Below are 21,588 nucleotides of genomic sequence, written 5' to 3' on the forward strand. Positions count from 1 at the left end.
GCCAGAGTGGAACCGCGGCCACACCCCGACGACACCGAAGCCCGTGTCCCAGGAATGAGCCGCCGTACGCACGACCTGACGTACTGCGCCCACGGGCTCCGCCCGCACAGGTCGTACACGCGCCCGCCCCTCGCCCGAGCCACGCGGCAAGGCGAAACACATCGACTCACCAAGGAGGAGGCGACAATGCCGTCGTTTCACGTTCTGATCGCCGGAGGAGGCATCGGCGGGCTCTGCCTCGCCCAGGGCCTGCGCAAGGCCGGCATCGACTGCACCGTCTTCGAGAGTGCGCCGAGCATCGGGCGCTCCGGCTACCGGCTGCACATGAACGGTGCGGGCGGCCGAGCCCTGCGGGAGTGCCTGCCCGAGAACCTCTTCGAGCTGTACATGCAGACCTCCCGCACCACGCCGCGCCGGGAAGTCCTGGTGCTGCTTGACCACCTGGGCAACGAATTGGGCGCACGCCCGCACATCGGCCCGCCGAACGACCCCGTCCGGCCGCACACCGCGGTCAACCGCCGCACGCTGCGGCAGATCATGAACATCGGTATGGAGGAGGTGGTCCGGTTCGGCCGTACCGTCACCCGCTTCGAGGAGGACGGCGACCAGGTACGGGTGCACCTCGACGACGGCTCCTCAGCCACAGGCGACGTCCTCGTGGCGGCCGACGGCATCAACTCGGTCGTCCGCCGACAGCTCCTGCCGGAGGTGCCGATCGTGGACACCGGTGACGTGGGCACGTACTCGATCGCACCGCTCACCGACGAACTGGCCGCCACCCTCCCCGACGCCCTCTTCGACGGATTCGCCGGGGCGTCCGGCCCGGACGGGGCGATGCTCGTCTACGGCGTCTACCAGCCGCGTCGGCCCATCGCCGAGGCGGTCGCCGAACTCGCGCCCGGCGCAGCCATCGACCCGGTCGATCCGTACATCATGGTCAACCTCGGCATCATGCCCGGCACCCCGTTCGGCCGCGAGGCCCCCGACCTGTGGAAGGCGTCCCCCGAAGAGCGTCACGCCGTGCTGCGCCGGGCCGTCCGAGGCTGGCATCCGGCACTGGCCGGCCTCGTCGAGCGCATCGACACCTCGACGATCTTCCCGGTGTCCGTGCGCCGGCTTCAGCCCGCCGACCCCTGGCCCACCAGCAGGGTCACGCTGCTCGGCGACGCCATCCACGCCATGCCGCCGTCCTTCGGCGCCGGAGCCAACAGCGCGCTGCGGGACGCCGCCGCGCTGGCCCGGGCACTCACGGCGTCGGTGCACGGCGAGATGCCCCTGCTGACCGCGATCGCGGAGTACGAGGCGGAGATGCGGGCCGAGGTCTTCCCCGTCCTGCGCGCCTCCGCCGACCCCCGCGCCTTCGACCCCGACTTCCTGCCGGACGACCTCTCCGTCCCCAGCCGCAACTGACCGCACGTCCCACCCTTCCGTACGACTTGTGAGGAGAGCCGTCATGCCCGTCGACGAAGACGTCGAGTTCACCGTGCCCGGAGCGACCCTGCGGGGGAAGCTGTTCCGCCCCGACGACAGCGGCGACAGGTCCCTGCCGGTCGCCATCCTGCAGAGCGGCCTGGGCGGCCCTGCCGAATCCATGTTCCCGGTGGCGCAAGGCTTCACCGACGCCGGACTGGCCGTGCTGATCTACGACCACCGCAACACCGGCTACAGCGACGGCGAGCCCCGTCAGCAATTCGACCCCTGGCAGCAGTGCCGTGACCTGCGCCATGTCATCACCCACCTGACGCTGCGCGACGACATCGACGCCGACCGCATCGGCCTGTGGGGCATCAGCATCGGCGGCGCCAACTCCCTGTTCACCGCCGCGATGGACCGCCGGGTCCGTGCCGTCGTCAGCCTCATCCCGCCCGTCAGCGGCTGGACCGCGCGCACCCTGCAGCCCGCCGATACCCTCGCCGAACTCGACGCCCTCATCCCCGCCGACCGCCAGGCCCAGCTGCGCGGCGAACCGGCCGTCACCCTCCGCCTGCACGGCACACCCGAACCCGGCAGCCCCGTGATGTTCAGCGACAACGAGGGGCAGGAATTCGTCGAGAACATGATTCACGACGTACCCAGCTTCAGGAACGAGATCACCGTCTCCACGCTGGACTACCTGTACGAGATGGAGGTCCGCGCCTACGCGGAGCGCATCACCGTGCCGCTGCTGATGGTTCTCGCCTCCCAGGACACCGTGGCGCCCGTCGAAGAGGCCCGCGAGATGTACGGGCGGATACCCGGGCCGAAGGAGCTGATCGAGTACCCCGGCCAGCACTACGAGATCCTCTCGAACCACTTCCCCGAGATCATCACCCGCACCGCCGAGTGGCTCGCGCGGACGCTGAGCCACTGAATCGAGGCCCCGCGGTTTTCACAGCCCTTGGGGTCTTCCTGCGCACCGGGCGCCCGCTTCGGAGTCCCGAGCGGCGGCTGCGCGCGCTCCACGAGGCCGTCGACGCCGGCCTCCTCGGCCTGGGAGAACCGCGGCACCAACGCGTGACCGCAAGCCCAGGTCGGCAAGAACGGGGCGCGGCCCGCCTGTTCGGCCGGCGTCCTGACCGTCTGCCTCCCCCTCTCTCTCATATCCACGCTCGGCGAACACCTGCCGTGCGCCTTCCAAGATCGCCTCTCGCGTGGGAGCCCGGCGCTCCGCGCGAGTGGACACACCATGACTGTCTGGGAGAAAACCATGAAGAACAACCGCAGGCTCCGGACCATCACGGCCGGCGTCGCCGCGATCACCGTACTGGGAGTGGGCTCGGTCGCCACCGCACAGGCGGGTGGAGGATCATCCTCCACGGCCGCCACCGCGGGCAGCGGAATCCCCGCATCGGTGAACCCCACCACCGACGTCGCGGCCCACACGCCCGGCTCCGGGCGCACCTGGAACGACTCGATCTACTTCACCAGCGAGGTCAAGGCCGGCGGTCACGACTTCGGGGTGCTGGTGCAGACGATGCGCATGCCGAACCAGGACAAGTACAGCATGACGGTGTCCGTCACCGACGAGAAGACCGGCTGGTACAAGAACTACGAGACCGGCATCGCCAAGGACGACTACACCTGGAGCACCAGCGGGCTGAACATCAAGATGCCCGGCCTGAGCTGGACGGGCGATGCGCAGAAGATGTTCGTCAAGGCCGCCACACCGTGGGGCTCCCTGGACCTCCAGCTCAAGGCCGAGGGCCCGGTCATGAACTACGCCGGTACCGGTGTGTGGGACATGCACGGGGCGCAGCAGTATGAGTTCGCCCTGCCGTCGATGCGGACCACGGGCACACTCTCCGTCCAGGGCAGGACGCACAAAGTCTCCGGCGAGTCCTGGCTGGACCGGCAGTGGGGTCCGCTGCCGCAGTCCCTGGTGCGCTGGACGTGGATGAACCTCAGCCTGCCGAACGGCGACAAGGTCGCCGTCTGGGACACCCTGGGCGGCACGGCCGAGAACGCCTGGGCCACCGTGCTGCATCCGGACGGCTCCTACGACCTGGCGGCGGTCAGGCCCCTCGCCGACAGCGCGCACAGGTTCTGGGCCGGCCCGACCTCCGGCAACACCTACCCCACCCGCTGGCGGCTGGAGATTCCGTCACTGAAGACCGATGTCACCGTCCGGATCACCGGTACCGACGCGCAGGAGATCACCGGCACACTGGGTAACCGCCTGGAGGGCACCGCGGCCTTCTCCGGCACGTACGAGGGCAAGAAGGTAAGTGGCAAGAACTACGTCGAGATGGTCGGCAACTGGTCGGCTGCCTGAGCTGCCCGCAGCCAGTGTCTTTGCGGACCACACCGGACCGTGACCGCCGACACGGCCGAGCCGGACTGCATAGCGCCCGCCCCGCATCCCGCGATCACGGGACGCGGGGCGGGCGCTTTGACGACCGATCGGCAGGCGCCGGACGCGGAGGGGCTGAAAGAAGACAACGGCAGCGCTCGCAATGAGCGGCTTTGGTGTTCCGGAATGCCTGCGTTGGCACGAGGGAGCTCTGTGGTTCTCCGATCTGGCGCACGGCACGGTGCATCGCTGGGACGGCAGCGGGGATCCGGAGACGGTCCTGAAGGTGCCGGGCCGGCGGACTCGGCTGGCTTCCTGACGGTCGCCTGCTGGTCGTGTCCATGGACGAGGGCTGGGTGTACCGGCGGGCAGCGGGCGGCTAGCTGGTCGAGCACGCCGATCTGCGCACCCTTGTCGGTGGCCCGGTCAACGACATGCTGGTTGACCCTCAAGGGCGGGCGTACCTCGGCAACTTCGGATTCGACTACCACGCTTTCATCCGCAGGCACCCGAACTCGCTGCTCTATGCGCCGCCCGGCCCCCGAGAACCCCGGTCGCCTGCCTCGCCCCGGACGGAAGTGTGATCGGGCTGTTGGAGCCGCTGCTGTTTCCCAACGGCATGCTTCTCACGGCCGACGGCACGGCGGTGGTAGTGGCCGAAACACTCGCCATGCGACTCACCCGCCTCCCCACCCACGGCGACGGCACGCTCGAAGGCCCGCAGCCCTGGGCCGCGTTGATCTCACCGCTTCTGTGGCGCCTGGTGAACCATCCGGGGCTGTCCGGACGCATCACCCGCAGGATCTCCGCCCTCCTTGACCATCCCGCCATAGCCAAGTGTTCTGCGTCCCCCGTCGCACCGGACGGCATCGCCTGGGACACCGACGGCGAGACGATCTGGGTGGCGAACGCGCTGCGCGCGAATGCGTACGTGTGGCAGAGGGCGGCCGTGTCCTCGATCGGGTGGCGACGAGCCAGCACACGCTCAGTTGCCTGGTGGCGGGCCATGACGGGCGCACCCTTTTCGCCTCCACCGTGCCGACGGACGACCCCGTCCGCGCCGCCGCCCTGAACGGCGGCCGTATCGAGATGGTCCGACTGTGACGCACCGGGTGACGGACGAACGACGCCGAAGCGACATGACCGAAGGAGTGTGCGGCAATGGGCCGGAGAACTGAGGAGGGACCAGGTCGTCCTGGTGACCGGCGCGGCACGTGGCATCGGGGCTGCCGTCGCGGAACTCGCCGTCGCGCGCGGCCATCGGGTGATGCTGACCGACGTCGACGAAGTGGCTGTCATCAGCCATGCCCGCAGCCTGGGGCCGGGCCGCCGCCTGTGTGCTGGACATCCGCAGCCCCGCGGGATGGACCAGCGCCTTCGAGGCGGCGGAAGCAGCTTTCGGCAGTGTCGACGTACTGGTCAACAACGCGGGTATCACCCACACCGGAGTGGCTCGCGACCTCCGTCAGCAGCAGCACCGGGACATCGTCGAGGTGAACCTGCTCGGCACCGTCACCGGCGTCTGCACGGCACTGGCGCGGATGACCGCGCAGGGCCACGGCCACATCAACGTGTGCAGCATGACTTCGTTCCTGCCGCTGCCCGGATACGCGACCTACTGCGCCTCGAAGTACGGGCTGCGGGCCTTCCACCACAGCGTCGCCATCGAAGAGCGCGACGGACCGCTGGACTTCACCATCATCCATCCGCCGTCCACCCGGACCGCCATGCTCGAACAGGAGATGGCCGACCCGTCCTGCGCCATCGCCTTCGCGGAGAAGTCCTACGCACCGCAGCAGATCGCCCGAGCCGTCGTCGACGCCATCGCCACCAAACCGATCGAGGTCGTCTTCCCGGCCCTCGCGGGCCGCGTCCAGCGGATCGCCGGTGTCTTCCCCCGGCTGATGCGCCTGATCCTTCCCGTCGATGAGGCCAGGGGGCTGCGGCACCGGGAGCGCCTCACGTCCCAGCCGGGGACCGGCTCATGAGGGACATCGGCGCCCTCGGACGGGCAATCCGACGGCCGATCCGTCTGGCCGCCGACCCGTCTGACGCGACCGGACCGCTACTTCGTCCGACCACGGCCGGCTCTGTGAACTCGCCAGAAAGGGTGCTGATATGAGTGAGCGCGTAGTGTCCCCGCCAGGCATGAAGACGGCCGCCAGTACCGAGGCAGGCCCGGGCGAGGCTCGAATGGCACGGCTGAACAGGGCGACCGAGCATCTTGATCCACCCTTCGCGGTAGTGGATCTCGACGCCTTCGACGCCAACGCCGCGGATCTGACCCGCTGTACGGGCGGCAGGGCGACCATCCGCCTGGCCAGCAAGTCGTTGCGCAGCCGCGCGCTGATCCGCTGGGCCGTCCGGCGCGAGGGGTATAAGGGGATTCTCGCCTTCACCCTCCCCGAGGCGCTGTGGCTGGCCGAGGAGCATGAGGACGTGGTCATCGGCTACCCGACGACGGACCGCGCGGCGCTGAGACAACTCGCGGCGGACGAGCGAGCTGCCTCCCGAATCACCCTCATGATCGACTCCATCGGGCAGCTGGACTTCATCGACGAGACGGTGGGCACGTCCCGTCCCGCCATCCGCGTCTGTATCGACCTGGACGCGTCGCTGGAACTGGCAGGCGGCCGCATCCATCTCGGTCCGTACCGCTCCCCGGTGCACACACCACGGCAAGCGGCGGTACTCGCCCACGCTATCCAGATCCGCGCCGGCTTTCACCTGTCCGGAGTCATGTCCTACGAGGGCCAGATCGCCGGACTCGGCGACAACCAGCCCGGCTCCGCCCTCAAAAGAGCCGCGATGCGCGCCATGCAGCGCCTGTCTGCGAACGAGCTGGCCGACCGGCGAGCCGCTGCTGTCGCCGCTGTCGAGGCCGTCGCACCGCTGGAGTTCGTCAACGGCGGTGTCACGGGCTCCATCGAGCAGACCTCCGCCGAGCACGTCATCACCGAAGTCGGCGCCGGATCAGGTCTGTACGGGCCGGGGTTGTTCGACTTCTACCGACACTTCCACCCGCGCCCCGCAGCCTACTTCGTCATGTCTGTCGTGCGTCGCCCGACAACCAGGATCGCCACCGTGCTGGGCGGGGGCTGGATCGCTTCCGGGCCGACCGGCGCGGACCGCCAGCCCACTGTGAGCTGGCCTCAGGGCCTGCGAACGAACCCCATGGAAGGGGCCGGTGAAGTCCAGACCCCGGTCCTGGGCCGAGCGGCGCACGGACTGCGGCTGGGGGAGCACGTGTGATTCCGCCACGCCAAGGCGGGCGAACTGTGCGAACGCGTCAACACCCTTCACCTGGTGTCGGGCACCGACATCGTCGAGCAGGTCCGCACCTTTCGCGGCGAAGGCCACGCCTTTTTCTGAACTCGTCCCCGCCCAGAGCTCCGGCCCGTCCCCTCGGAGGCCCGATGTCCCCAGAATTCCACTGCCCTGCTCCCGCGCCGGACGGCATCGCGGCGGCACCAGGTCCTGCCCGATGCGGAGAGCCGCGCCCAGGACCTTGGCATCATGAACATCGGCTCGGTGATCCCGCCCGCGCTGGCCCCGCTGATCGCCAGTCTCATCATCACTTCTGACCGCGGTTACCCTGTTCTCTTCGCCCTCGTGGGTGCCACTTCGGCCGTCGGAGTCCTGCTCGTGTATCGCGTACGGTCCGTGCGTTAGAGGCGCCGAGACCGTCACCGTCGAGTCAAGGGATGCGGCTCAGGAACCAGAATGCCGCGCTCGCCCGGGAAGGCTTCTCGTACTGCGTAACAGGCGCGACTCCGATCAGCGATTCATCAACCTTTACTTGCACCCTGTCCTGGGGCACGGTCACGCGCTTTTTCCGATCGGCGACCGTGATCTCGGCTACGGCGTCGCTGTCATGGTGCTGGTCGAGGAAATGGGACGTTCCGTGGCAGAACCTGGTCCTGCCAAGACGGGTGCGGCATCGGCTCGGCGTTCTCCGGTTCGGCCACCCGTTCCGCTGGAGCGCATCGTCGCGACCGCGCTTTAGATCGTGGATGAGGAGGGTTCCGACGCTCATGCGGACACTCGCCCAGCGTCTGGGACCGGGCACGGCGACGCTGTTAGAGAACCGGGCAGCCCTGGCCGCCCATGTTGTGGACCGCATGCTCGCCATCGAGGCGTTCGACGGTGACGAGCTGTCCTGGGCGGGTGGGAGCGGGCGCTGCGAACGGGTGCGCATGCCATGTTCGACGCCTTGACCCCGCATCGGAACGCGGCTCGGCTGCCGGTCGCGCAGGTTCCGCTGGGGCCGAACGCCATGGCACTGGGGGAGCATTGTCGCGGTGCTCGACAGCGGTTTCCCGCCGCGAACAGTCGCGTACGCGTACGTGACCTGGCCCGCTATGTGCTCGGCTTCGCCATACAGGTCGACGGACATAGCGGAGCGGGACGAGTCGGCGGCCGTATTCCAGAGCATCGGTCGGGACCTGTTCGAGGCCACCGTCACCGGGGCCGCGGTGATGCCCGTCCCGATCGAGGAGGAGTTCGACTTCGGCCTCGAACTCCTCCTCAGCGGGCTCGCCCACCTGCGCGAGGTCTGACCGGGGCCGCGAACTCAGTCGGAAAGGTCCTGGAAGCGGATCGCTCCTTCGGGCAGATCCCGCTCCGCGGTCAGCGGCAGCTCAACGGAGGTAAGCATGTCCCGGTAGCGTTCCGCCAGCTGGGAGGGGAGCTTTCTGCTGAAGACCACCAGCTCCCGGAAGTAGCCTGACCCGATCCGCCGTGCATGGCGCGACCAGCGCAGCGGTACCGCGTTCTCCGGTGCCACCGCCACACCGATCCCCTCGACCGCGAACAGCAGCGCCGCCGACACCTGGCCGGTGCGCGCCACGCCGCGCGGAGTGAGACCGAGGCGGCCCGCCAGTCGGTCCACCACCTCGCTCATGCCCTGTTCCGGTTCGTAGAGCACCCAGTCGGCAGCGGCCAATTCCGCCGCACTCGCCGACGCGTCCGGCGGGTGTTCGGCGGCGCCGATCACCACCATCTCCTCGTACCCGAGGGAATGGACGGGCCCCTCCCACAGGTGGGGCCGCGGGCCGACCGCGATGTCGCCCTGTCCGCCGCGCATGGCCTCTTCGAGGTCTCGGCGGTGTGAGTAGTCGTGCAGCCGCAGCACTGTCGAGGGGTACATGGCGTGCCAGCGTGCTGCGGAGGGCGGCAGGATGCCCGAGGCGACGGACCGTACGGTCAAGACATGGACGTCGCCTTTGCGACCCTCGACCACCTCGTGCACCGATTCCCGGGCATCCTGGACGACACGAAGGACATCCTGCGCCCGCGGGAGGAAGACCCGGCCTGCGGGGGTCAGGGTCACGCCCTGCCGGCCTCGTTCCAGGAGAACCGCGCCCAGCTCCTTCTCCAACGCCCCGATCTGCTGGGAGAGCGAGGGCTGTGTGACGTAGAGCCGCGCGGCCGCTCCGCTGAATGAGCCCGCCTCCCACACCGCGAGGAAGTACTCCAGCTGACGTAGCTGCATCTGACCACGCTACTGGAGCAGGCGGCACGCGTCGCGTGACGTGAGGCCGCACTGACCGAGGATCACGCTGTGACCACGACCCTGCCGTCCTTGCGGGCCAGGCGGGTCAGCAGGTAGTCGACCTCGCTGCGGGCACGCGCAGACAGCGCCGCTCCGGGCTTGCGCTGAGTGTCCGAGGCCAGGATTCCGCGCCGCTTCATCACGTACTTGCGCACCGCAAGGCCGACGCCCGGTTGCTGTTCGTAGCGCAGCAGAGGTAGATGGGCGTCGAAGACGTCATGGGCGGCGTCGCGGTCGCCGGCGGCGGTGTGGCGTACCACGTCGACGAGGAGTTCGGGCACGCAGTAGCCCGTCATGGCGCCGTCGGCTCCGCGCTCCGTCTCGAAGTCCAGAAAGAGGCCCCCGTTACCGCACAGGATCGATAGTCGCGGCATCGCTCCCTCGGCTTGGAGCTGCCGTAGTGCGCTGATCTTCTCCAGCCCCGGCCAGTCCTCGTGCTTCAGCATCACGCATCCGGGCGCGACACGGGCGATGCGGGCGATGACGGTGGGAGACATGACGACAGAGAAGGACAGCGGGTAGTCCTGGATCACGAACGGCACGTTCTCACCGATGGCGGCCGACGCACCCTCGTAGTAGTTCACGATCTGGTCGTCGGTCCGCAACGTGTTCGGCGGGGCGATCATGACGCCGTCGGCGCCAGCTGACATGACGTCAGCCGTCAGGGAGCGCATGGCGGCGTAACCGGGTGCGGAGACGCCCACGACGATCGGCAGGTCGGTGCGCTTGATGGCGTGCTGGACAATGCGCACGCTTTCCTCGTGGGACAGCTTGGGGGCTTCACCCATCTGACCCAGCAGGGTCAGTCCGGTGACACCGGCGGATCCGTAGAAATCGATCAACCGGCTGAGCGAATCGAAGTCGATCCCGCCGGATTCGTCGAAAGGCGTCGGAGCGATGGCGTATACGCCTGTGGTGTCGCGGGACAGCGCTGCCATTTCTGCCTCCTTTTGATTCTGAATTGGTTTCTCAGAGGCTGGCGATGAGGCCGCCGTCGACACGGACGACCGAGCCCGTGATGTACGAGGCCTGACTGCTTGCGAGGAAAGTGACTGCGGCGGCGTATTCGCGCGGTTCGCCGTAACGGCCCACGGGGATCGAAGCGGCACTGTCTGCGGAGATCTCCTCGACGGGCCTCCGCTCCCGCTCGGCCTTAGCCTGGTCGAGGACCTTCGTCCGCTGGGTGCCGATCCGGCCGGGAACGACCACGTTGCAGGTGACGCCGTCGGCCGCCACTTCCCGGGCCAGCGTCTTGGACCAGCCGAGCAGGCTGCCCCGCAGGGCGTTCGACAGTCCGAGGTTGGGAATGGGGGCGATCACGCCGGAACTGGCGCTGGTGATGATCCTGCCCCAACCGTGCCTCCGCATCAGGGGCGCGACCCGGTCGGTGATTGCGATCACCGACAGCACCATGGACTGGAAGTGCCGCAGCCAGATCTCCGGGTCCTGTCCGCCCACGAGCGAGGGTGGCGGTCCTCCCGTGTTGTTGACGAGGATGTCGACGGGGCCGAGAACCCTCTCGATCGTCGTGATGTGCCGGTCGACTGCGCCCAGATCTCCGAGGTCCCATTCGAGGGACACGGCCTTTCCGCCCAGGTGGGCCACCGCTTCGACGGTGCGCTCAGCGGCCTCGGCACTGATGTCCGCCACGGCGACACCGGCGCCCTCCGCTGCGAGTGCCTGCGCAATGGCGCTGCCGAGCCCCCCACCTCCCCCCAGTACCAGCGCGGTTTTGCCTGAGATTCCCAGATCCACAGTTCTTTACTCCTCGGGCGGGGCCCGTTCTCCGGCCGTACGGCCGACGGCGATGTCCGCTTCAGGACGACTCTGCCAGGCAGATGCGGTGGTCCTCCAATAGGAATTTGGCACGGTGCATATAACGGATGCCTATACGCCGGAGAGAGGAAAACGGCCTTGCCGACGTGCACGATGGGGTGGGGAAAGAGCCGTTGCTGTTCGCCGATCCCCCACGCATTCCCGTGGCCGAGACTGGAGACCCCCGTGTCCTTGCCGAAAACCATGCAGGCCGCGGTGCTGGGTGAGCCCGGCACCCTTGCCGTCACGACGCTGCCCGTTCCGCAGGTGGGTCCGGAAGACGTCCTGGTGCAGGTCCGCAGGGCCTCTCTGTGCGGAACGGACCTGAAGATCCGAAGCCGGCACTTCTTCAAGGACGGCGGCCCCACGGCGGGGGAGTTCGTACCGGGCCACGAATACGCGGGCGTCGTGGCCGCGGTGGGCGGCGCGGTGACGGAACTCCGCGTCGGTGACCGGGTCGTGACGGAGGCCCATCGCGGCTGTATGCGCTGTGCCAACTGCCTGGCCGGCGCCTACACGGACTGCCTCAACTACGGCCTTCGGCACACCGGGCACCGGGTGCAGGGGATGACCGTCAACGGCGGCTTCGCCGAGTACGCGCTCAACCATGTGGCGACCCTCCACCGGCTGCCGGACACCGTCGACTTCGACGCGGCGGTCGTCCTCAGCACCGTGGGTACCGTGATGCACGCGTTCGACGTGCTGGACACCCTTCTCGTCGGTTCGACTGTCGCCGTGCTCGGCCCGGGCCCAATAGGTCTGCTCGCGACGCAGGTCGCGCGGGAACTCGGGGCGAGGACTGTCGCCCTGACCGGCACCCGCGAAACCCGGCTGGCCGTCGGGAAGTCCTTCGGCGCGGACCTGGTCGTCAACTCCCGGGAGGAGGACGCCGTCGCTGCGATCAGGGAGGCGACCGACGGAGTCGGCGCCGACGTCATTCTGGAGTGCTCGGGCGCCCCGAATGCGGTGGACGACGCCCTCCGCATGGCCAAGCGGTCCGGGAAGGTCGTCCTTGTCGGGTTCTTCGAGCAGCCGGTGCGGGCCGATCTGAACCATGCCGTCATGAACGGCATCTCGATCCAAACGGTTCGCGGGGAGGGCGCTGGCTCACTGGCCCGCGCCGTGAGTCTCGCCGCCCGAGGTCGGCTCCGCACCGCGGAACTGGTCACCCATCACTTCGCGTTGAGCGACGTCTCCGAGGCCTTCGACACCTACGCCGAACGCCGCGGCAACGCCATCAAGGTCATGCTGGACATCTCCGAAGACCCGGAGCCCACCCGTGCCCGGTGACGGAGCAGGCACGGTGCCCGACCCTCCGGCAGCCGGGCGGGAGGAAGCGGCGACCGCCATGGCAGCGGCCGCCACCGCCTGGCTGGGCAGTCTGAACAAGGATCAACTGCCGCTCGCCGCCTATGACTCCCCGCTCCACCCGGATGCCGAGGCCGAGCGGCTGCGCTGGTTCTACACCCCCACAGAACACGGCGGGCTCGCCGTCCGGGACCAGAGTGCCCGCCAACAGAGCCTCGCCATGCAACTGGTGGCCACCGGCCTGTCCACCGCGGGCTACGCCACGGTCGCCACCGTGATGGGCCTGGAGAACGTACTGGACCAGCTGGAAGGGTGGACGGTGCACTGGGGCAGGCAGCGTGGGCGTGACCCCGGTCTGTACTGGCTCCGGGTCTTCGGCCGCCCCGGCGACCGGGTCTGGGCATGGCGACTGGGCGGCCACCACATCTCCCTGAACAACCTCGTCGTCGCCGGCCGGCTCATCTCCACGACTCCCTGCTTCATCGGCGCCGACCCGGCCACGACCGAGCTGCTCGGAGGGACCCTGCGTCCCCTCCAGGGCCCCGAGGACACCGCGCGCCAACTGGCCCGCAGCCTCGACGCGGGACAATTCGGGCGAGCTCTGCTCCATCCCTCCGCCGTGTCGGACATCGTGTCCGGCAACAGACCGCACGTCCGACACGGCGACACGATGATGCACATGCAGGACCTGTGGCGGGGGCATTTCGAGGATCCCCGTCTGGACCGGATCGTCCACGACATCGACCGCCGCGCGGAAGCGGGCAGCGGCTACACCGAAAGCGACCACGCGAGCGTGGCCATCATGATTCCCCCCAAGGGCATCAGCGGCCGCGACCTGGACGAAGACCAGCGGCACCTGCTGCGTCGTCTCATCACCCAGTACACCGGACGGGCCCCGGGAGATCTCGCCGACGCCTACGACACCCACTACGCCTCGGACACGGTCCTCGACCACGTCCACTTCGGCTGGGCGGGCAGTAAGGACCCAGGGAAGCCGCACTACTACCGGGTGCAGGATCCCCGCATTCTGATCGAGTACGACAACACCCAACGCCAGGCGAATCATGCCCACTCGGTGTGGCGTGACCTGACGTCCGACTTCGGTCTGGACGTGCTGGCCGCACATCGGGCACACCTCGCACACGAGTGAAGCGTCAGCGGGAAACCAGGAGAGTACTCCGGCTGTAGATTGTGATCTTGCCGTCAGGCAGGGCCCTACTCGTTCGCGCCGTCCCAGGGCGGCCACCCTACGACCGTCCGACTCGGGTTGTTCAGCGACGTCAAGATCTGGGTCCCCTCATTCCGTCGGCAGCCTCAGCTCCGCTTCCGCGCCCCCCTCGGGATGGTTGCGGAAGGTCAGACGGGCGCCGAGCAGACGGGCCTGGCCGGTCGCGATGGTCAGGCCCAGGCCGGTGCCGCCGGTCGAGGACCCGGTGCGGAAGCGCTGGGGACCGGAGGACTGCAGAACAGCGAGCAGATCTGGCGGGAAGCCCGGGCCGTGGTCGCGGACCCGGACGACCGGACCGTCGACCAGCACCTCCACCGGCAGGCCACCGTGCCGCAGGGCGTTGCCGGCCAGATTGGTGAGGACGCGTTCGACGCGGCGCGGGTCGGTCGCCACGACTGCGTCCGTCGCGATCCGTACTCGCACCTCGTCGAGGTCGGCGACCGCTCGCCGTGCCATCGCGCTCACCTCCCGCTGCTCCGTGTCCACCGCGGCCACCTGGGCATCCATCCGAGCTACCTCCAGCACGTCCTCGACCAGCCCGCGGAGGTTCCGCACCCCGCGCGTCACCAGCTCGGTCGCCCGGCCGGGAGGCAGCAGACCGACCGCCGCCGACAAGCCCGCGACCGGTGTGCGCAACTCGTGTGCGATGTCGGCGGTCACCCGGCGCTCCGCCTCCAGCCGGGCACCCAGCGCATCCGCCATGGTGTCGACGGAGACGGCGAGCCGGGCGATCTCGTCGCGGCCGCTGGGACGGACCCTGGCGTCGAGAGCGCCCTCGGCGATGCGTTCCGCCGTACGCGCGGCCGCCGTGGCCCGGCGGCCCATCCGCAAGCCCAGCACAAGCCCGGCCAGGGACACGGGCAGAGTGGCGGCCGCACCCGTGGCCAGCAGCGTACGGTCGAGCGCGGCCAGGGACCGCTCCTCCGGGGCGTACGAGCGGGAGAGCACCAGCACCCTGCGGTCCGAGATCCTGGTCGCTGCCCACAACACCGGCTCATCACCGGCCTGCAGGAAGGTCACGCGGACGTTGCCGCGCACGGCCCGCGCCACCGGCCCGGGCAGGCCAGGGGGGTCGGTCCGGGCACCCGTCCCGGCCCCGGCGGCGACATCGTGGGCAGCACTCACCAGTTGTCGGTCCAGGTCGGAGCGTGCGGTTGCCAACTGGTCGTCGGCGGTGATCCGGTGCACCAGCACTCCGATGACACCGGCGACGCACACGGCCGCGGCGGCGACGGCCAGGGCGACCTTCGCCCCCACGTTCACGGCGGCCCGTCTCATGGGCGCAGTTTGTAGCCGAAGCCGCGCACCGTCTCGATCCGCTCCCGGCCGATCTTCGCGCGCAGGCGCTGCACATGGACGTCGACGACCCGGGTGTCGCCGGACCATGCGTAGTCCCAGACCCGCTCCAGGAGCAGGTCTCGGGAGAGCACGGCCCCTGGGGCGGCGGCGAACTCGCGAAGGAGTTTCAGTTCGGTCATGGTCAGTGCGAGCGGCTTGCCGTCCTTGCTCGCGGTCAGGGAGACGGGGCAGAAGACCAGGTCCCCGAAGCCCAGGCGGGTGTCCGGTGTCCGCTGCTCGGCGGGTGCCGCCCGGCGCAGCAGTGAGCGGACGCGGGCCACGAGGACCGGACCGTCGAAGGGCTTGGTGACGTAGTCGTCGGCCCCTGCCTCCAGGCCCATCACCACGTCCACTGGGTCGTTGCGGGCCGAGATCAGCAGCACCGGGACGCCCGACTGCTCGCGGATGCGGCTGGCCAGGCTCACCCCGTTCAGACCGGGAAGCATGATGTCGAGGACGGCCACGTCGGGTTGGCGTTCGCGGAAGAGTTCGAGACCTGTCAGGCCGTCGGCCGCGGCGCGCACCCGGTAACCGCGCTCCTCCAGCGTGAGCCGGGTGGCCTCCCGGATCAACTCGTCGTCCTCGACGAGCAGGACTTCGTGCATGGTGTTCCTCTCCGACGGGTCGCCCTACCTGGGCTCCGTGACGCAGTCAGCTGTCCGGCAGGTTCAGGCTGCCCTTGCGGGCGAAGCCCGTCGCCCAGGTCGGCGCGGGGGGATGGACGGGTGTGATGGTCGCTTCGCCGTAGTACGCCACGGAGCCACGCCGCACACGGTCGCTCAGCACGACCCGGATCTGGTAGCTGCGGGCTTGGCCGGCGGTGCAGCCGACCTTGCAGGACGCCTCGCCGGTGGCTCGCGGCCTGGGTGCGCCCCAGTCCCGCCACGTCAACCCGTCCAGGAGGATGAGCGTGGTCAGATCGATCGTTTCGGGATGCTGCCAGGCCCGCCCGTACCGGTCCGCCACGTAGACCGGTCCCGACCAGGGGAGAGCCGTCGGCGCCGGGCCCTCGACGCGGACGCCGCCGTTGACTGAGCCGCACCCCGTAGGGAGGATCGCCAGGAGGGCGGTAAGCAGGGCGCACGGCGCGAGTTGGCGAAGCCGCAACCTCCACTCCTTCCGTCGCGCTTCCCGGGCATCCGGTGACGACCGCCGGGATGACATTTGAGCACGCGCGTGGTGCGCGGGGCTCGGCCGGTCCTGTTTCCGCGTACGTCCCCGTTACCCGATCCGCGCCCCTCTCTGGTCTCTGACCTGCAGATGTAACAGCTGGCCATAGATGCCTCATCGGAATCGACGCGTGCTTGTCGCACCGCCGACGAACAGCGTTGCGTCCGCTTCCCTACCTTCACTTCGGTCACTGCACCCGAACCGAACCGACTTGGGGGAACCTCTTGCGCAGAACCAGGAAGTCCGCGCGCACGGCAGCGGCCGCGATGACGGTGGCGGCGGCGCTCGCCGTGGGACTGACCGGATCGGCACGGGCAACGCCCGTACCGACGGCGGTACCGGCCGCCGCCAAAAGCACGGACAACACCGCCAGGCACCGCATCACCCTCGTCACCGGTGACCGCGTCATCGTCGACGCCAAGGGCCGAGTCGTCGGTATGGAGCGGGCCAAGGGACGTGAGCGCGTCCCTGTGCAGATGCGGAGGTCTGACGGCCACACCCTCGTCATACCGACGGACGTGGCCCAGATGATCGCGAGCGGCAGGCTCGACCAGCGACTGTTCGACATCACCGAACTGGACAAGGCGGCCAACCGCAGGAACCAGGGCGACGGCGTCAAGGTCATCGTCGGCTACAAGGGTGCGGCGAGCACCGCGAAGTCCGGTGTCCGGGACACCGGAACCCTCCGCCACGCCTTTGGCACCCTGAACCTGGACACCGTCCAGACATCCTCCGGGAAAGCCCCCGGCCTGTGGCACGCGCTCACCCACGAGGACGCCCTGTCCCCGGGCATCTCCCACGTCTGGCTCGACGGCGTCCGCACGATGAGCCTAGACAAGTCCGTGCCGCAGATCGGCGCACCCGCGGCATGGGCCAGGGGCTACAACGGCAAGGGCGTCAAGGTCGCCGTCCTGGACACGGGCATCGACACCAGCCACCCCGACCTCAAGGACCAGGTGATCGCCGCCAAGAACTTCAGCACGGCCACCACCACCGACGACCACCAGGGGCACGGCACGCACGTCGCGTCCACCATCGCAGGAACCGGCGCCAAGTCTGCAGGCAAGTACAAGGGCGTCGCCCCCGGAGCGAAGCTCCTCAGCGGCAAGGTCCTCAACGACCAGGGCGAAGGCGACGACTCCGGCATCATCGCGGGCATGGAGTGGGCCGCCGCGCAGGGCGCCGACATCGTCAACCTCAGCCTGGGCGGCGGCGACACTCCGGGCACCGACCCGATGGAAGCCACGGTCAACCGGCTGTCCGAGGAGAAGGGCGTCCTCTTCGCCATCGCCGCGGGCAACGAGGGAGAACAGGGCGCGCAGACCGTCGGCTCCCCGGGCAGCGCCGCCGACGCGCTCACCGTCGGCGCCGTCGACGGCAACGACCGGCTGGCGGACTGGTCCAGCCGCGGCCCGACCGTAGACGGCACGATCAAGCCGGATGTGACAGCGCCCGGCGTGGGCATCACCGCGGCCTCGGCCAAGGGCAGCGAGATCGCCAAGGAGTACGGCGAGAACCCGCCCGGGTACGTGACGATCTCGGGGACATCGATGGCGACCCCGCATGTCGCGGGCGCCGCCGCCCTCCTCAAGCAGCAGCACCCGGACTGGGCCTTCAGCCAGTTGAAAGCCGTGCTCGTGGGCTCGGCCAAGGGCGGCGCGTACACGCCGTACCAGCAGGGGTCGGGCCGTATCCAGGTCGACACGGCGATCGACCAGACCCTGCTCGCCGAGACGACCTCGATGAACTTCCCGGTCCAGCAGTGGCCGCACACCGACGACACCCCGGTCACCAAGAAGCTGACATACCGAAACCTCGGCACGAAGGACGTCACACTGGCCCTGTCGACCACGGCCTTCGGCCCCAAGGGCGAGGCCGCCCCGGCCGGCTTCTTCACCACCGGCACGGACCACGTCACCGTCCCGGCCGGCGGCACGGCGTCCGTGGACGTCACCGTGAACACCAAGCTGGGCACTCTGGACGGCGGATACTCGGCGTACGTGAGTGCCACCGGCGACGGCCAGACCGTCCGTACCGCAGTCGGCGTCGAGCGTGAGAGCGAGGCGTACAACCTGACGTTGAAGTTCGTCAACCGCCCCGGACAGCACCCCGTGCATTACACCACCCTGGACGTGGCCACGCGGGGCAGCGGTGGCTACCAGAACGTGTCCACCGACGACACCGTCACCTTCCGGGTCCCCAAGGACCACTACATCCTGGACGCGCTCAGCATGAAGGACGCCAACTCGACCGACGGCGGCGCCGACTGGCTGATGCAGCCCGTGCTGAACATCGACAGGAACACGACGATCACGCTCGACCTGAACAAGACCCGGTCCGCCGACATCACGGTGCCGGACGCACAGGCCAAGCCGCTCCAGGCCCTGGTGTCCTACGAGTACCTGCCCGCGAACGTATGGCTCGGCGTCGCGATGCCCTCGTTCTCCGACATACGGCTCGCGCACGTCGGCCCGGCGATGGACTCCGGCCTCGTACAGACCTGGTCCGGTCAGTGGACCAAGGGCGGCGACGCCGAGTACGACATCGTCGCCGGGGGCGAGACGAAGAAGGTCGTGGGAGATCGCGTCCACCACTACAAGGCCGGCGAGTTCGCCACGGTGAAGGCCGGTATGGGCGCCTCGACTCCCGGCAAGACCGGCGCTCTCGACATGACCATCGCGGTGCCCTTCGGCTACGGCACCCACGTCCCAGTGGCGCAGAAGCTGCCCGCCACCCGCACCCTGCACCTGTCCACCGGTGAGGGAGCCACGTACTACTTCGCCTTCGACCAGTACTCGGGGAAACTGGACGAAAACGGCGCCCCAATCGTCGACACATCGGCCGCCGCCAATGACTACGAGAAACTCACCGCGGGCAGGACCTACCGCAAGGACTTCAACGCGGGGGTGTTCGCGCCACGGGTGAGCCCCGACGACTCCCAGGGCGTCTTCCACGGCTCCGAGGGGATCTACGGTTTCCTGCCGCTCTTCGCCGACGGTCAGCGCCACAACGTGTTCTCCGACGTCACCTCGGTGCGCACGACGCTGTACCGGAATGGCACGAAGTTCGGCTCGAACACCGACCCCCTGACCGGGAAGGCCACGTTCAAGGTCCCGGTCGGCGCCGCCGCATACACCCTGACCGCCTCGGCCAGCCGCAGCACCAAGGTCCACACCGCCTCCACGCGCGTCGACGCGAGCTGGACTTTCCACTCGAAGCGGCCGACGGCCGGAGTGAGCGAACTCCCCGTCTCCTCGGTCGCCTTCAGAGCCCCCGTCGGCCTGGACAGCCGTGTCCCGGCAGGCAAGACAGCCACCTACCCGGTCACCGTCGAGGGCGCAGCGACGGGCCGGAATCTCAAGTCGCTGACGGTGCACGTGTCCTACGACGACGGCAGGACCTGGAAGAAGACCGACGTCAGGAACGGGAAGATCACGGTGAAGAACCCGGCGAAGGGCAAGGGCGTCTCCCTCCGCGCCAAGATCACCGACAAGAAGGGCAACAGCTCGACGATCTCGATCCACAACGCGTACTACGGCAAGTGAGGCTCCCGGGCTAGTGAACGGGCCGGTCTGCCGGAGGCATGTCCTCCGGCAGAACCGTTCGGCGTTTGCGGGCCAACCTATGGGACACGAACTCCATGCAGCCGATTCCAAGCCCGTGCGTCTTCACGCCGACAAGGCCTACGACATTCCTCACCTGCGGCGATGGCTCTGGGGCAAGCGCATCGGCGTCCGCACGCTCGCAAGGGCATCGACTCCAGCGAGCGGCTCGGCCGCCGCAGGTGGGTGATCGAACGGACCAAGTCCTGGTTGACCGGCTACCGCCGCCTCGACCACCGCTACGAGCGCAAACCCGGCAACTGCCTGGCTTTTCTCGGGCTGGCAGCCGCACTCTGCTGCTACAAACGGCTCCTCAAACTGACCATGTAGGACACGGTCTTAGAGGCAATGCCGTTGTTTTAGCTTCGGGCGTACGCTGCTGCGTAGTGCTTCCCGGGGGTGGTGCGGGTGTCTGCGGATGTCGGCGAGTTATCGGGGCTGGGGTTGCTGACCTGGGTGTATCGGCCTGGGTTGGTAGATCGTGTAGTGGCCGCATGTGGTCGTGGCCAGCAGCGCAGACGTCTGTTGCCGGCCCGGCTGGTGGTGTATTTCGTGCTCGCTCTTGCCCTGTTCTCGCCGGCGCCGTACCTGGAGGTGATGCGGCATCTGGTCGAGGGTTTGCCGGGCCAGGGGCTGTTGGGCGAGTGGCGCATCCCTGCGAAGTCGTCGCTGTTTCGGGCCCGTCAGCGGCTGGGTGCGGAGCCGCTGCGGGTGCTGTTTGCCACGACTGCGAAACCGATGGGCACCGAGGCCACACCAGGGTGTTTCTGGCGGGGGCTGCGGCTGCTGGCGGTGGACGGCACCTGCTGGGATGTGGCCGACAGCCCAGCGAACGAGGCTGCCTTCGGCCGTCCCGGAAACGGCCGCGGCCACGACAAGTCCAGCTTTCCCCAGGTGCGGATGGCCTGTCTGATCGAGGTGGGCACCCACCTCGTGCTGGATGCCGAGCTGGCCGGCTGCCGCACCGGCGAAGTCCCTCTGGTCAGCCGCCTGCCCCGCTCCTGCCAGCGCGGCGAACTGGTCCTGGCGGACCGGGAGTTCCTGGGCGTGCCGTTGTGGCGGGCCTTCACCGACAGCGGTGCCGATCTGCTGTGGCGGGTGCCCGCCAACCGGATCCTGCCCGTCGAGCGGCAGTTGCGGGACGGATCCTGGATCTCCCGCATCCACGCCCACACCGATCCCGCACACCAGGATCCGGTCACGGTGCGGGTGGTCGCCTACCAGCTGCACGGCACCGCCCGCGAAGGCGAGGACTACCGGCTGGTGACCAGCCTGCTCGATGCCCGCCGTTATCCCGCCCGCCAGCTGGCCGCGCTCTACCAGGAACGCTGGGAAGCCGAGGCCGTCTTCGCCGAGCTCAAGACCCATCAACGCGGCGCCCGCATTGTGCTCAGCAGCAAGACGCCTGACGGAATCCTGCAGCAGATCTGGGCCCACCTGCTGGTCCACCACGCGCTGCGCGAACTGATGGTCAGAACCGCCGCCACCCGGGGCCTGGATCCGGACCTGATCTCCTTCACCGAAACCCTGCGCTCCGCCCGGCGCAGCGTGACCCTTACGCCGGGCAGCTTTTCCCCCTGAGCTGCTGGTCAGAGCCCTCGTCTGGCTCCAGCACGACCTGCTCGAACGGCTCCTGCCACACAGACGCCTGCGCAGCCAGCCCCGCGTCGTCAAACGCAAGATGTCCAACTACCGACTCAAACGGGCTGAACACCACACCTGGCCACAGCCCACCCGCACCGGCACCCAAGCCGTCCGCGTCCAACGCCCCCAACCCGCAGACCCGTAAAGCAACGGCATTGGA

The 21,588-nt window shown here is 68.9% G+C and carries 19 protein-coding genes and 2 pseudogenes; 13 read left to right on the forward strand and 8 right to left on the reverse strand.

What is annotated here, in order from left to right; genetic code table 11:
* Positions 1-186: 186 nt before the first annotated feature.
* The 7 genes and pseudogenes from AQJ54_RS39810 (at position 187) to AQJ54_RS39835 (ending at position 7,141) form a co-directional block, all read left to right on the forward strand.
* The gene (locus tag AQJ54_RS39810) at positions 187-1,410 is read left to right on the forward strand and encodes an FAD-dependent oxidoreductase (RefSeq protein ID WP_062246092.1); all 1,224 of its coding nucleotides are present in this window, start codon (positions 187-189) and stop codon (positions 1,408-1,410) included.
* A 43-nt stretch (positions 1,411-1,453) separates the two neighbouring features.
* Complete coding sequence (locus AQJ54_RS39815) at positions 1,454-2,350, forward strand: alpha/beta hydrolase (RefSeq protein ID WP_062246094.1); 897 nt, start codon at positions 1,454-1,456, stop codon at positions 2,348-2,350.
* A 336-nt stretch (positions 2,351-2,686) separates the two neighbouring features.
* Entirely contained in the window at positions 2,687-3,751 is a 1,065-nt protein-coding gene (locus AQJ54_RS39820) for a lipocalin-like domain-containing protein (RefSeq protein ID WP_062246096.1), read from the forward strand.
* A gap of 181 nt (positions 3,752-3,932) precedes the next feature.
* A complete protein-coding gene (locus AQJ54_RS47120) occupies positions 3,933-4,088 on the forward strand; it encodes an SMP-30/gluconolactonase/LRE family protein (RefSeq protein ID WP_248845544.1) in 156 nt (51 codons plus the stop codon).
* Between the two features lie 644 nt (positions 4,089-4,732).
* On the forward strand, positions 4,733-4,873 hold the full coding sequence (locus AQJ54_RS47125; protein WP_248845545.1) for a hypothetical protein: 141 nt from the start codon (positions 4,733-4,735) through the stop codon (positions 4,871-4,873).
* Between the two features lie 200 nt (positions 4,874-5,073).
* Entirely contained in the window at positions 5,074-5,757 is a 684-nt protein-coding gene (locus tag AQJ54_RS39830) for an SDR family NAD(P)-dependent oxidoreductase (RefSeq protein ID WP_248845546.1), read from the forward strand.
* 160 nt (positions 5,758-5,917) lie between these two features.
* Positions 5,918-7,141 (forward strand): annotated as a pseudogene (locus tag AQJ54_RS39835) (amino acid deaminase/aldolase).
* Positions 7,142-7,466: 325 nt separating this feature from the next.
* Here the strand turns inward: AQJ54_RS39835 and AQJ54_RS47665 are convergent.
* Positions 7,467-7,805 carry a hypothetical protein gene (locus AQJ54_RS47665; RefSeq protein ID WP_346265482.1) on the reverse strand — a complete coding sequence of 113 codons (339 nt, stop codon included), beginning with the start codon at positions 7,803-7,805 and terminating at the stop codon, positions 7,467-7,469.
* 265 nt (positions 7,806-8,070) lie between these two features.
* Between AQJ54_RS47665 and AQJ54_RS47670 the strand changes: the two genes are divergently transcribed.
* The gene (locus AQJ54_RS47670; protein WP_346265483.1) at positions 8,071-8,328 is read left to right on the forward strand and encodes a hypothetical protein; all 258 of its coding nucleotides are present in this window, start codon (positions 8,071-8,073) and stop codon (positions 8,326-8,328) included.
* Between the two features lie 14 nt (positions 8,329-8,342).
* On the opposite strand, the gene AQJ54_RS39845 is transcribed toward AQJ54_RS47670, so the two are convergent.
* The 3 genes from AQJ54_RS39845 to AQJ54_RS39855 form a co-directional block, all read right to left on the reverse strand.
* Complete coding sequence (locus tag AQJ54_RS39845; protein WP_062246098.1) at positions 8,343-9,263, reverse strand: LysR family transcriptional regulator; 921 nt, start codon at positions 9,261-9,263, stop codon at positions 8,343-8,345.
* 62 nt (positions 9,264-9,325) lie between these two features.
* Positions 9,326-10,261: a dihydrodipicolinate synthase family protein gene (locus tag AQJ54_RS39850; RefSeq protein ID WP_062246101.1), complete on the reverse strand. Its 936-nt coding sequence runs from the start codon at positions 10,259-10,261 to the stop codon at positions 9,326-9,328.
* 31 nt (positions 10,262-10,292) lie between these two features.
* The gene (locus AQJ54_RS39855; RefSeq protein ID WP_062246102.1) at positions 10,293-11,078 is read right to left on the reverse strand and encodes an SDR family oxidoreductase; all 786 of its coding nucleotides are present in this window, start codon (positions 11,076-11,078) and stop codon (positions 10,293-10,295) included.
* A 246-nt stretch (positions 11,079-11,324) separates the two neighbouring features.
* On the opposite strand from AQJ54_RS39855, the gene AQJ54_RS39860 reads away from it, so the two are divergent.
* On the forward strand, positions 11,325-12,428 hold the full coding sequence (locus AQJ54_RS39860) for a zinc-dependent alcohol dehydrogenase (RefSeq protein ID WP_159055617.1): 1,104 nt from the start codon (positions 11,325-11,327) through the stop codon (positions 12,426-12,428).
* Between the two features lie 13 nt (positions 12,429-12,441).
* Positions 12,442-13,596: a DUF3500 domain-containing protein gene (locus AQJ54_RS39865; protein WP_079070251.1), complete on the forward strand. Its 1,155-nt coding sequence runs from the start codon at positions 12,442-12,444 to the stop codon at positions 13,594-13,596.
* A gap of 147 nt (positions 13,597-13,743) precedes the next feature.
* Here AQJ54_RS39865 and AQJ54_RS39870 read toward each other — a convergent pair whose 3' ends face one another.
* Genes AQJ54_RS39870 through AQJ54_RS39880 form a run of 3 tightly spaced genes read right to left on the reverse strand, consistent with a single transcriptional unit; the run spans position 13,744 to position 16,119 of the window.
* Positions 13,744-14,952, reverse strand: coding sequence for a sensor histidine kinase (locus tag AQJ54_RS39870; RefSeq protein WP_079070243.1), 1,209 nt, complete (start codon positions 14,950-14,952; stop codon positions 13,744-13,746).
* Positions 14,949-15,617 (reverse strand): two-component system response regulator CseB, encoded by a 669-nt coding sequence (gene cseB, locus AQJ54_RS39875; RefSeq protein WP_062246110.1) that lies wholly within the window; start codon positions 15,615-15,617, stop codon positions 14,949-14,951. The genes AQJ54_RS39870 and cseB overlap by 4 nt, the downstream gene beginning before the upstream one ends.
* A gap of 46 nt (positions 15,618-15,663) precedes the next feature.
* The gene (locus AQJ54_RS39880; RefSeq protein ID WP_159055618.1) at positions 15,664-16,119 is read right to left on the reverse strand and encodes a hypothetical protein; all 456 of its coding nucleotides are present in this window, start codon (positions 16,117-16,119) and stop codon (positions 15,664-15,666) included.
* Positions 16,120-16,406: 287 nt separating this feature from the next.
* Here AQJ54_RS39880 and AQJ54_RS39885 point away from each other — a divergent pair, with 287 nt between their 5' ends.
* The 3 genes and pseudogenes from AQJ54_RS39885 (at position 16,407) to AQJ54_RS39895 (ending at position 21,365) form a co-directional block, all read left to right on the forward strand.
* A complete protein-coding gene (locus tag AQJ54_RS39885) occupies positions 16,407-19,727 on the forward strand; it encodes a S8 family peptidase (protein WP_062246114.1) in 3,321 nt (1,106 codons plus the stop codon).
* A gap of 109 nt (positions 19,728-19,836) precedes the next feature.
* A pseudogene (locus AQJ54_RS39890) lies at positions 19,837-20,114 on the forward strand (transposase); the annotation flags it as partial.
* A 78-nt stretch (positions 20,115-20,192) separates the two neighbouring features.
* Positions 20,193-21,365, forward strand: coding sequence for an IS4 family transposase (locus tag AQJ54_RS39895; protein WP_248845547.1), 1,173 nt, complete (start codon positions 20,193-20,195; stop codon positions 21,363-21,365).
* On the opposite strand, the gene AQJ54_RS46500 is transcribed toward AQJ54_RS39895, so the two are convergent.
* Positions 21,340-21,588: hypothetical protein (locus AQJ54_RS46500; RefSeq protein ID WP_211278638.1), on the reverse strand; the 249-nt coding region annotated here is incomplete at its 5' end. The two genes, AQJ54_RS39895 and AQJ54_RS46500, sit on opposite strands and share 26 nt — an antisense overlap.

The sequence above is a fragment of the Streptomyces griseorubiginosus genome (genome assembly GCF_001514195.1).
Classification (GTDB): domain Bacteria; phylum Actinomycetota; class Actinomycetes; order Streptomycetales; family Streptomycetaceae; genus Streptomyces; species Streptomyces griseorubiginosus.